The 11623-nt window shown below is 47.9% G+C and carries 12 protein-coding genes; 5 read left to right on the forward strand and 7 right to left on the reverse strand.

Annotated elements, in window-relative coordinates; translation table 11 throughout:
- Positions 1-177: 177 nt before the first annotated feature.
- Together COW20_18740 and COW20_18745 are read right to left on the reverse strand one after the other, a co-directional pair.
- Positions 178-1986 (reverse strand): hypothetical protein, encoded by a 1809-nt coding sequence (locus tag COW20_18740; GenBank protein ID PIW45864.1) that lies wholly within the window; start codon positions 1984-1986, stop codon positions 178-180.
- Positions 1987-2087: 101 nt separating this feature from the next.
- Positions 2088-2267 carry a hypothetical protein gene (locus COW20_18745; GenBank protein PIW45865.1) on the reverse strand — a complete coding sequence of 60 codons (180 nt, stop codon included), beginning with the start codon at positions 2265-2267 and terminating at the stop codon, positions 2088-2090.
- Between COW20_18745 and COW20_18750 the strand changes: the two genes are divergently transcribed.
- Together COW20_18750 and COW20_18755 are read left to right on the forward strand one after the other, a co-directional pair.
- Positions 2266-3693 carry a hypothetical protein gene (locus COW20_18750; protein PIW45866.1) on the forward strand — a complete coding sequence of 476 codons (1428 nt, stop codon included), beginning with the start codon at positions 2266-2268 and terminating at the stop codon, positions 3691-3693. The two genes, COW20_18745 and COW20_18750, sit on opposite strands and share 2 nt — an antisense overlap.
- A 2-nt stretch (positions 3694-3695) precedes the next feature.
- Positions 3696-4343 carry a metallophosphoesterase gene (locus COW20_18755; protein ID PIW45867.1) on the forward strand — a complete coding sequence of 216 codons (648 nt, stop codon included), beginning with the start codon at positions 3696-3698 and terminating at the stop codon, positions 4341-4343.
- On the opposite strand, the gene COW20_18760 is transcribed toward COW20_18755, so the two are convergent.
- On the reverse strand, positions 4340-4810 hold the full coding sequence (locus tag COW20_18760; protein ID PIW45868.1) for a hypothetical protein: 471 nt from the start codon (positions 4808-4810) through the stop codon (positions 4340-4342). The two genes, COW20_18755 and COW20_18760, sit on opposite strands and share 4 nt — an antisense overlap.
- A gap of 62 nt (positions 4811-4872) precedes the next feature.
- Complete coding sequence (locus COW20_18765; GenBank protein PIW45869.1) at positions 4873-5538, reverse strand: hypothetical protein; 666 nt, start codon at positions 5536-5538, stop codon at positions 4873-4875.
- Positions 5539-5626: 88 nt separating this feature from the next.
- Here COW20_18765 and xth point away from each other — a divergent pair, with 88 nt between their 5' ends.
- Positions 5627-6394: an exodeoxyribonuclease III gene (gene xth / locus COW20_18770; GenBank protein PIW45870.1), complete on the forward strand. Its 768-nt coding sequence runs from the start codon at positions 5627-5629 to the stop codon at positions 6392-6394.
- Between the two features lie 166 nt (positions 6395-6560).
- On the opposite strand, the gene COW20_18775 is transcribed toward xth, so the two are convergent.
- Both COW20_18775 and COW20_18780 read right to left on the reverse strand, forming a co-directional pair.
- On the reverse strand, positions 6561-7103 hold the full coding sequence (locus tag COW20_18775; protein ID PIW45871.1) for a hypothetical protein: 543 nt from the start codon (positions 7101-7103) through the stop codon (positions 6561-6563).
- Positions 7104-7123: 20 nt separating this feature from the next.
- A complete protein-coding gene (locus COW20_18780) occupies positions 7124-7735 on the reverse strand; it encodes a tRNA-(ms[2]io[6]A)-hydroxylase (GenBank protein ID PIW45872.1) in 612 nt (203 codons plus the stop codon).
- A gap of 38 nt (positions 7736-7773) precedes the next feature.
- Between COW20_18780 and COW20_18785 the strand changes: the two genes are divergently transcribed.
- Both COW20_18785 and mtnA read left to right on the forward strand, forming a co-directional pair.
- Complete coding sequence (locus tag COW20_18785; GenBank protein ID PIW45873.1) at positions 7774-9081, forward strand: hypothetical protein; 1308 nt, start codon at positions 7774-7776, stop codon at positions 9079-9081.
- Between the two features lie 46 nt (positions 9082-9127).
- Positions 9128-10144, forward strand: a complete 1017-nt coding sequence (mtnA, locus tag COW20_18790; protein PIW45874.1) for an S-methyl-5-thioribose-1-phosphate isomerase — start codon at positions 9128-9130, stop codon at positions 10142-10144.
- A 305-nt stretch (positions 10145-10449) separates the two neighbouring features.
- On the opposite strand, the gene COW20_18795 is transcribed toward mtnA, so the two are convergent.
- On the reverse strand, positions 10450-11499 hold the full coding sequence (locus COW20_18795; GenBank protein PIW45875.1) for a hypothetical protein: 1050 nt from the start codon (positions 11497-11499) through the stop codon (positions 10450-10452).
- Between the last annotated feature and the right edge of the window lie 124 nt (positions 11500-11623).

The raw sequence follows: 11623 nt of genomic DNA on the forward strand, positions 1-11623 counted from the left end.
CTTGTCGATTAACGCCCTGTTAACATTCAGGTGTGATCTGAGATGTATTTTTGCCCTTCAAATCAGGCTATCAAATCCACTGAATGCACAAACCAGAGGGTTATACAAACCGTATACACAATTATAGCATTTGTATGCTCGCGTATAAAGAGGGCTGGGAAATTTTTTAAAAAATTTTTAGAAAAGCAGCTGCAACTGGGCCTGCCAACCCACCCCATAGGGAAGCGCAAACATCAATCCGCCCTGTGTTTCCAAGCCAAAATTCCGGCTAAAAGCATAGCCCGCTCCAGCGAGAATTTTTAAACCAAAGGCCTCTGGCAGGGTATTGCGTTCTGAACCTGAAGTGTCACTGGATGCATCCGAAGAACTGTTTTCATTCTTTTGACTGCTGATCACCAGCATGGGGGCCACCCCCCAACTGTAATGCCATTGCCTTTCATATTTACGCCAAAGCAAACCGGCATGCAGATCAAAAAATATTTTTTGACTCACTCCGTAGGTTTTAAAATCCAAGGGCAGAGTTACCCCGCCAAAATAATCCCAATCCCATGCCAAGCTCTCTTCTAGCGCCAGATCCCGTTCAGACTTTTCTGGATGAAGGGCCAGCTTCTCCTGAATTCTTTGCTGAAATTGGAAGGGCGTCAGTGTGCCTGTTGCCCAGCTTAAATCCAGATTTAAACTCGCTCCTGATAATTGCCCTGGAAAGCTATAATAGCCCCCCGCAAAATTGATCTGCCAATTTTTAGAAGGATATTCGTCCAGCCGATCTCCCAATTCCAGATCCCGCGCCAAGAACATGGGCTGAACCAGAAAATCATCCTGATAAAACCCCCTGATGCGCACCAGACCCAAACTTTTTTTCGATCGGTATCCCTGCTCTTCAACCCACTCGACCTGTTCCAGCCAATCTCGGGTTTTCACCCCCAGTGAAGCAGCCGATTCCTTTTCACCAAAACTGGCTTGAGCACGGTCCTGAGGTTTAAACAGTTCAACCACTTCAGATTTTAACTTAAAGGCCTCATCCTGTTTCAAAACCGAACTCAAAGCCCCAAACCAAGCATTTGAAAAACGCAGTTCACGCACGGCCTGATCCATATAGCGATCGGCAGGCACCACTTCCAGCATGGCCTGAAAACGACGGATTTTAAGCAGATAATTTTGATCTGAACTCAACTCCGGGTCAAACTGACGGGGTTTGGGAGCCAATTTACGGGCCGCAGCCATATCCTCGCGGGTAACCACATAGTTATTGCCAATATACCAACCATTTGACCACTGCAGATACTGCTCAGGTTCTGTGGCCAATCTGAAAATCCGCAGCAAGAAAGAAAGATCAGTACCGGCTCCTACTTCCCAATAGAGAAACTCACGGACCTCAATGTCTTCTTCTTTTTTTGTTTTTTGATTGTATTTTTTCTTTTTGACTGTCCGAATTCGGGTATAGGCATCCGCTGGTAAATCGGGGTGCTTAAATTCACCCTTTTCATTTTCTTGAATCACATGCATGGTCGGCCCTTTGAGGTAAACCGGGGAGAAATCCCAGTGGGTTCCAAACACAAAAGCAGCTTGGGCAATCTGTTGGGTTTCAGACCAGGTCACGACCTTCTCACCCAATCTCAATTCTCCCTGCTCTGGAGAACTGAACTGCTTTCGATTTGAAGCGGCAAGCTCACCAGCCTTTTCGCGCTGGTGACGCTGCACCTGGCTTAAAAAGCGCAGCAAATCGCCTCCCACCTGAGAACTGATCAAATGGTAATCAAAGCGAATCATTTGCGCTCTGAACTTATCCACAACCACCTGATTCAAAGGAAAATCAGGTTCTTCAAGAAAAAAAGAAATATGCTTGCGGGTATAATGCTCTGTTTCAGGCAGTGGGTTCGGTGTTTGGGCAAGAGCAGAAAAGGGCATCAACGCCACCCAACCAGCCAAGAGTATCGTCGAAAAGACAAGAAAAGGTCTCTCTGCCTGTTGATTGTACTTTCTCACAAGAATACCCCCACCACGTAATGATTCTGTCTGTAAAGCTCAAAAAAGAAAAGCAAATCTGCCTTACCCTCGAAGGGCTCAAAAGCAGTTTAGCGTAACTTTTATGCTAATACGATAAAACCAACAAAACCTTGATTTACAAGCCAAATTGCCTTGATATCTGTCAAGAAATTTTCACCACAATCCTGCGGGTAAACTTGAAAATGGAACAGCCCAACAGCACAGACGCGCATCCCGAGAGGAACGCTCTGGGTTACAATAGGTTCAGGGAAAAAGGCCATGAGTGAGCAAAACGAAAAAACAGCCCTGGAAAAACTTCCTGTCAATATTCGAGAGATCAGCCAGACCCAGCATATTATTTTGCGTCTGGAACAGCTTCAGCGCATGGTGATAAAAGAGCCCAAACGCTTTCATGAGCTTGACAGTGATCGCAGCCTGAATCATATCCGCTCTGAGGTCAAAGAACTGCAATCGCGACTGCGCATCACTGCCGTTCAAGAAGTCATGTTTGAACTAAAAGTGCTCAATGAAGCAACTGATCTGCTCAGCAACTGGGAAGAAGAAAAAGAGCTGGCCGATGTTTTAATCGCTGACCGCCACACCCGCGAGATGCTGATGCTGCGTAACCGCGATGAATTGGATTATCCGGGTCTCTTGCAATTGGCAGATGACGTGCGCCAGGTTCGCCTGAAAATGTTCAATAAATACAAGGGGTATTTTTCCAGCCTGCTTCAGGACAATGAAGAAAAACGCAAACTGGTGGAACGTCAGCTCCAACAGACCCATCCCAAAATCATTGAATACCAGGAAAAATCTGAGCAGATTCAAAAAATACATGGCCTGGTCTTGGGTTATCATCAAGCGGCCATGAATGCGCTGGTCGGCGGGCTGGGCATTTTAACGGCGATGAGCTTTGGTGCCTGGTGGTTCTGGAAATGGTGGGGGCTGTTTCCGGGTCTATTCTTTGGCTATATCGCTTTTTCAAATATTTCCCATCACCACGCCTATGTCACAGGCAAAAGCATGGAGCATCTCTACGAATTTCTCAAAGAGCGCTATGAAATGAAAAATGTACGTCCTTTTTTCAAATATGAAGACGAAAAAGAGAAAGACAAACCCACCCATTTTGACTGTTCCCGAGGAGAATCTCTGGGCCGTTTTCTGCACAAGGATCTCTTAATTTACCAACAAGCCTTCAATGTTCAGGAACGGCGCAAAGAAGAATTTGTGAATTATTTGACCTATCTCGATGGGCGTACCAGTTGGGTGCGAGAACAGCATGATCGCATGGAGCGCCTTGAAAAACTTCGCAAGGGCGATAAACTGCCTGAGCGCAACACCAAAAATCTGCCCCCGGCTCCCCCTCCCCTGCCGCCTGTCGCAGAACCCGAAACGCCCAATCTGGCAACCGCTCTGGGCCTGCGCTCGCTTTCTACAGAACAGGAAACAAAGGCTTCGGATTCTGAGGTTCTAGAAAACGCACCTGGGGCCTTGCCTGATTTTCCTGAAGAAGAATTTCTGCCCATTCCAACTCCCAAGCCCGAACAATTTGCGCAGATCCCCCCTCCGCCAGCTGAAAAAGTCGAAAAACCAAACCCAAAAGCAGAAAAGGCCAAACCCAAGTTTCAACCCAAGCCGATTAAGGTACTGCGCAAGGCTTCGAAAACGCCAAGCGTCGAAAGCCCACCCCCTCCAGAGGAAGTTTAAACATGCGTCTGGTCTGCATTTCAGACACCCATGGCCGCCATGCAGAACTCACAATTCCAGAAGGTGATCTGTTATTGCATGCAGGAGATTTTTCAAAACGAGGCAAACCCTCTGAAATCGAAGACTTCAACGCCTGGCTCAAGACGCTGCCCCACCCACATAAAATTGTGATCGCCGGAAACCATGATTTTCTCTTTGAACAGGCTCCCGAACAAGCCCGCAAGTTACTCAATGCCGCCCTGTATCTCGAAGACAGTGGTGTAGAAATAGACGGGCTCAAAATCTGGGGCAGCCCAGTCTCTCCCCGTTTTTTTGACTGGGCCTTTAACCGTTCGCGCGGCGAAGAAATTCGCAGGCATTGGCAGCAAATTCCACACGCTACAGATCTCGTGCTGGTGCATGGCCCGCCTGCTGGTATTCTGGATAAAACCTGGCTCGGACAATCGGTAGGCTGCAAGGATTTAAATCAGGCTTTGGCGCAGATTCGCCCCAAAGCTGTGGTCTTTGGCCATATTCATGAGAGCTATGGGGTTCTGAAACACGCTGAAACACTGTATATCAATGCTTCGTCCCTGGATCGGCATTATCGCCCCCAACACCCTCCTGTGGTCTTGGAATGGTCAAACCACAACCTGCATCCGATCTTTTAAGAACAGGTTTTGCCCAGCCACTCCCAGCCTTGGCGATTGCCCTCGTTCCAGCCCCCCGGTACAGGAGCTGCGGCTTCAAACACAATCTGATAGGGAAAGGTTTCAAAGCGGGTCTCAGCTTTCTCAACAGTGCCATCAGAACGGACGAGTTCTACTTGCTGGGCCTTGATTTTTAAACGGGCCTCTTGATCTGCCCCAGATTCCACCTCATATTCATTCTCTGAAAGCTTACGCAGCATGAAGCCAGGCCCAGGCCCTCCCTGGGGAGGAAAGATCTGGCGCGCTTGCCAGCAGCCACTGAGGTCAGCGGAATTAAAACTGGATTTGGCCATACTTTCCTTTTGATCCGCCTGGATCTGCTCCTGAGAGCGCAGGGACATGACCGGTGGTTCAGAGAGCGAGGGGCTACAAGCAGCCAAGAAAAAAACTGAGCAGAGGCTAAAAACACAGGCTGAAAGTCGTTTCATAAAAAGCTCCTGATGGAAGATCAGAAGCAGCATAGCACTATTTTACAAAAAAGTAAAATAATTTAAATCAAAGTATCGCGCTCCATCACCTCAGCCCCGATCACAGGCAATCCTTCTACCGCCAAAGGCGTTTCCACTACCTGATCGCCATATTCCAGGCGTTGCACCCGACTGTGCAGATCATAGAGCAGTTTTTTATACAGTTTTTCACGCTCCTGCAATTCAGTCCATTCATCGGGCGAAGGCAGAATTTTAAGCTGGGCACGCAAACGGCTGTTGATTTCCTCAAGAGCACGGGCCTGCTCTGTCATTTGCCCAATCGTATAACTGGCCTGCGCAAATTTTTCAGCCAAATCATTCAAATTCCCAATCTGCCCCATGAGCTGCTCCCATTTCTGATCCAGGCAGCGCTCCACGGTCTCGCCAATCAATTTTTCAAGGGCCTGGGCAGAGGGCAATCCTGAAGCAGGAGGGCCGTCCCAAACAGCGGGATGCGTCACTTCTATTTTTTGACGAATGGTATCAAAGCCACGATTACAATCTTTCAAATTCTTAATTGTTTTGAGTACATCGAACGCTTCTTGCTCAAAATTGCGGCTGACTCCCCGCTGTTGAAAGGGAATCCGAAACTCCTCAGCCCAAGACTCAACAGCCTGCTGAGGAACGCCAATCTGACTGGCAATCATATCACTGGAGTATTCTTTCATGAAAACCTTCTCCACATTCATAGCGATCAGGATCCACTCTAACGATCTGCAAGCCTGTTTTCAGTGATAGAATTCCCTTCTATCACTGTATGCAATGGAAAACAAAGCAATGTATCTGATCTCATGGAATGTCAATGGAATCCGCTCTGTCGAACGCAAAGGATTTTTAGAGTGGTTAGAAACCGCCCAACCTGATCTGCTCTGTTTACAGGAAACCAAAGCCTGGCCCGACCAACTCTCTGAGGAGTTGCTGAGCGGACACGGCTACCATACCTACTGGGCCAAGGCAGAGAAAAAAGGCTACAGTGGCGTCGCCACCTTTGCCCGAAAAGAACCCAAAGCTGTCAAAATGGGCTTGGGAATTGAACGTTTTGATCGTGAAGGCAGAGTCGTGGTCAGCGATCATGAGGATTTTTTACTCTATAATATTTATTTTCCAAACGGACAACGCGATCATGGCCGGGTGCGCTATAAACTTGATTTTTATGAAGCCCTCTTGGAAGAGCTGAATCGCGAAGTTGCACAGGGTAGAAAAGTGATTATTACGGGGGATTGGAATACCGCCCACCAGGAAATCGACCTCAAAAATCCAAAAACCAACCAGGATACCTCAGGATTTTTACCAGAAGAAAGGGCCATGCTGGATCGTTATATTGAGGAGGGGTATGTGGATACTTTTCGCCAGTTAAACCCTGATGCCCGAGATCGCTACAGTTGGTGGTCTTACAGGGTCAATGCCCGCGAACGGAATATCGGTTGGAGAATTGATTATTTTTTTGTCAGTCAAAATCTGCTGCCCTGGGTTTCAAAAGCCGAGATTCTCGATCAAGTTCCCGGTTCAGATCACTGTCCTGTGACATTGACTTTAAAGCTCTAACTAAAAAACAAAAAACAAAAAAGCCCTTTGCAGGGCTGCTAAGCTAGAGTTTTGATGGGCTCACCAGTGAACCGTAAACGGCTTTCTGATGTAATTACTACAATAACATAGTTATTTTACAAAATTATTTCTTTTATTTGTCACTTAAAATACATAAAAACTTTTTTCAGGCCTCTACACGCTTGATTTGACCGGCTTCTGGATCAAACTGATGGTAGCCCCGAATCGGGTTGCCATAGATATGAATACTGATCGCATAATCGGGTCCAGGATTTGAGATATGGTGAATTTCATCCTGAGGCGAGAGAAGATAAGAAATGGCTCCCCGACCCGCGCGGTAATGCGCTTTTTGCCGTAAATCAAAGCTTCCGACCTGGGCTGTGGGCACCAAATCATACTCCCGAATTTCCAATTGCTGGGCGTAAATCCCCATCACCCCCCAGGTCTCGTGGTCATGGATCGGCGTTTCAACCCCAACGGGCCAGCCAAAAACCTGCACGACAAAATCCAGGTTCGGGCTGTGATAAACCTGCCCATCGGTTTGCCCCAACTGCAGAGACTGAATAAACTCAGAGCTCAGCAAATGCTCATTGCTGAGCAATTTCTGCATGGCCCCCGCGACAATCTGAACAGACTGCTCCTGGCGATGAGCGGCTGGCAAATGTGCTTCCAATTCGCGGACAAAATGATTGAAATCATAGTGAGACATGGTTCAAAACCTTTCTGTGGTTAATGCAACGAAGGGCGCCATTCAAGCCCGGGAATAATACCGGCTTCCACTTCCAACAATTGATCCAGACGTTTTTCAATCACTTCGCGCGGGAAATAGTTGAGCATCAGATTGACAAACAAATGCCCGTGTTTCAGTTCACTGGCCCATAAACGGTGATAAAAAGCCTTTAAACGCTCATCCGGTAAGGCCTCTGAAACCAAAGCAAAACGCTCGGCGCCACGGGCTTCAATAATCGAAGAGATCAGCATACGATCCAGAAAACGCTCTTCGGGCGTTGTACGGCAAGCCTCTAAAAGCTGATTGACATAAGGATCTTTGATCTCTTTGCCCATGCGGATCCCCCGCTCTTCCATCAGAGCATAGACTTGGCGAAAATGCTCAAGTTCTTCCTGTGCCAAACGAATCATATGGGGAATAATTTCAAGCTTATCAGAATATTTCATAATCAGGCTCATGGCCAAAGCTGATGCCTTGCGCTCACAATTGGCATGATCCTGTAAAAAGGGGTCAAATTGATCTACCACCACCTGGGCCCAACCGGGATCGGTAGGGCATTTCAGTTCAAAATCAATTTTTTCGTGTGTTTTATCAATGGTATTCTGTGTCATGAAAAGGTCCTTCACAGAGCAGATTCGCCCCGTGTGCTATGCTAATTTCTGCCTTCATTATATCGCAAACAGGAAAGATAGACCGGATGCCCCTGAATTCTGACTGGCTGACAGCCCCAATTCCGAAACCAGCACCTGAACTGAGGTTGAGTATCGTCATCCCCAGCCACAATGAACCCGACGTAATTTCAACGCTTGAAAGTCTGAGTCGCAATACGCCTATCGACAGTGCCGTAGAGGTGATTTGGGTATTGAACGCCGCAGCAAATGCCCTCCCAGAAATTCAAGCCCGACACATCGAAAGCCAGCAAGCCATTGAAACCTGGAAACAAACAAAACGCCCCGAGTTCGAAATCATCGTTATCAATGCCCACGATCTTCCCCCCAAACATGCGGGCGTAGGATTGGCCCGCAGAATCGGCATGGATCTGGCGGCTGAACGCTTTCAGTCATTCGGCTGTCCTGAAGGCGTGATTGTCTGCCTGGATGCAGATTGTAGCGTAGCTCCCAATTATTTAGAGGCCTTAGAACAGCATTTTTTTGAAACATTTCCCAAATCTCCCGCCTGTTCACTCAACTTCGCCCATCCCTTAAGCGGTCATTTGCCCGAAGCCCTTTACAAGGGCATTCTGCGCTATGAGCTTTATCTGCGCTATTATATTCAAGGCTTACGTTATGCTCAGCTTCCCCATGCTTTTCATACCATCGGCTCAAGCATGGCCGTAAGAGCCGGTGTTTACCAGGCCCAAGGCGGTATGAACAGGCGAAAAGCTGGCGAAGACTTCTATTTTTTGCACAAGCTGATCCCTTTGGGAGGCTTTAGCCAGTTGAACCAAACCACTGTTTTCCCCTCGCCCCGGATTTCAAATCGGGTTCCCTTTGGGACAGGCCGGGCCATGGGAGAATGGATGCTTCACCCGCAAGCAGAGTATCCCGTATATCATCCTCAAACCTTTGCAGATTTGCGCCAACTGGTACTTGCCTTAGACGGCCTTTATCCGTTGACCCCCCTTAAAATCGAAGCGTTCTTTGCTGCCCTGCCCCAAAGCCTGAAAACCTGGCTGGATCTCCGTCAAACACAGGAAAAACTCAATGAAATTCAAGCCAACAGCACTTCAGAGAAAGTCTTTCGACAACGTTTTTTTCGTTGGTTAGATGGGTTTAGAATCTTAAAATTTACCCATTTTGCCCGCGATCATGTTTACCCAGAAAAACCCTTGGTAACAGCAGCGACAGAACTTGCCCTCTGGCGTGGCGTCAACCCACCTGAATCCGCCGACTTAAAAAAATTATTAGAAATCTTTCGGGAATTGGACCTGAAAAGCTATTCTGATTCAGGATATTAATAATATATGAATATTTATTTATAAACAAGAAAGAGAAACATCCCGCATGAAAAACCTTCATTCTTTGGGCTTAAAGCTTGAACAAGAGCGGATATTTTTACTTGACCAACAGGCCTTACCCCACGCTGAAATCTGGTTGGATGCCACAGAGCCAGAACACATGCTGGCAGCGATCAAGGCCTTAAAAGTACGGGGAGCCCCGCTGATCGGAGTCGCTGCAGCGCTCTCACTGGCTGTTTACAGCCTCAAACACCGTGACCCTTCGGAACTGCGTTCCCTGGCGCTTAAACTGCGTCAGACACGCCCAACGGCAGTCAATTTGATGTGGGCGATTGATCGCTTGCTGCCACTTTGCAGTGAACCCCAAAAGCTACAAAGCGAAGCTGTTGAAATCTTTGAAGAAGATGTTTCGCTCTGTTTAAAAATGGGCGAAGCCGGAGCCTCCCTGATTGAAGACGGAGACAGGATCCTGACACACTGTAACAGCGGAGGCTTGGCCACAGCCGGTATCGGCACCGCTTTGGGCGTAATCCGTACTGCTTGGGAACAAGGCAAGCAAATCCATGTCTATGTGGATGAAACACGGCCTCTGCTCCAGGGAGGGCGTCTCACCGCCTGGGAGCTGAGTCAACTGGGAATTCCCTATACCTTAATCTGCGACAATATGGCCGCCATGCTGATGCGTCAGGGGGCCATACACAAGGTTTTTCTTGGCGCTGATCGTGTGGCCTTGAATGGTGATTTCGCAAATAAAATAGGCACCTACAGCGCCGCCGTGAACGCCCATTATCATGGTTTGAAATTCTATCCTGTCGCCCCCTATTCAACCCTCGATCCAAACTGCCCTGATGGCAGCGCTATTCCAATTGAACAACGCAGTCCTGAAGAAGTAAGGGGAGTGATACAAATGCAGGGAAATCTTTGCTGGGCCCCCCACGAAGCCTTGGTCTATAACCCTGCCTTTGATGTTACGCCAGTGGAACTGGTCACGGCCCTGGTAACAGATCGCGGGATTTTTAACCGCGAGGCCCTCCAGGCAGGTGCGCTCGGCCAACTCGCCTAAAACACCTCCCAGGATACAAAACACGCCGGAACATATGTTCCGGCGTGTTTTAATTTGTCTGCAAGGGGCTTGACGAGAAGACTTTCTCATGGTTGAATATTTATGTAGAAAGATTAAGTTTTGTAAACAAAGAACTTTTCCCGTCTACCCATGTGCCCCTGGCTCGGTTGGCCCTCTCACTTTGAGAGGGCTTTATTTTTGGCAAAAGCATTTAGTAAACAACAGAAAGCCATCAACGTTTAATTTTTAAATGGGTAAAAGTAAAATCTGTCAGGGATGATGAACCAAAATTTCAGCGATAAGGGCTAAAACTTGAGCTGTTGAATATTTAAATAAGAAACAGGTGAATCAGGCTGTGCCATTTCCCAGGCCAAATAGGCCGTAGAAGCAGAGGCTGGACTGAGCTGAAGATTTACATTGCGCAATCCGTTATGCGTCAATTGCTCAGGTTCGCTCCAATTCAGCAAATCTGTTGAGCGACGTTTGTACAGCTCCCAGGCCCCATTTTCTGCTTGAGCGGAAAAGACAAGCACAACCCCTTGCCCGCCACTGACCAGACGCCCCCAACGGGAGCGCTGAGCTGTACCCAAGACCTGAGGCTTACTCCAGGTTTTCAGATCACGTGAAGAGCAGGAATAAATCGTCCAGCCACTCTCTGTCGGGCCCTCATAGGCCAGCACATAACGCCCCTGGGCATCACGCACCAGAGAGGGTGCCTCACCGCTGGCACTGATCTGGACAGGAGCACTCCATTGATGCCCATCCCCAGAACGGGTCAGGAAAATCCCGCCCCCAAAGGCCTGATAAGAAAGTAAATATTCTTTCTGGGTATAAAGCAAAGCCGAATCAGAAATCTGTGCTTCAGGCAAAGCCACACGCTGAGGCGGTGTCCAGGTTTGAGCATCTTTGGATTCAGAGAGATAAAGCTGCCAGGCTTCACTTTCATTGCTGTGATAAAAAAGTTTGAGTTTACCTTGGGCATCTTCAATGATTTGAGGGTGCGTAACAGACAAACTGTTCTGACTGACTTGAACGGGCGAAGCCCAATTTTTACCATCGTGTGAACGGCGTACAAAAATCTGACGGCGAGAAGCTTCAAGCCCCTGATAGGCCAAGAGTAGTCCTTGACGTGTTCTCTGAACGAAAGGGGCTGCCGCAGGTTCCTGAAACAAAGCTTCAGGGGGAGCCGTGGCTGTGGCTTGCAGTGTGCGGAAAGCAGTCGTGCTCGTAGGCAACTGCGACTGACAGGCGGTCAGCAGAAGCGGCAAAAGCAGCAAACGTGTCCAAATGGATTTCTTCAACACACACTTATCCCTAAATAAAAAGTCTCCACTTTCATTGTAGAGGGGCGGGATTGAAAAATGAAGTTAAATTAAATAAAAAAACACAAAAATATAACCTTTTTTTAAACTTTAAAAAGTTCAAAAAAAGAGAAGAACTCCGGCGAACCTTAAACTTCCCGCGTCCTTAGCAGTCTCA

The organism is bacterium (Candidatus Blackallbacteria) CG13_big_fil_rev_8_21_14_2_50_49_14, assembly GCA_002783405.1.
Classification (GTDB): domain Bacteria; phylum Cyanobacteriota; class Sericytochromatia; order UBA7694; family UBA7694.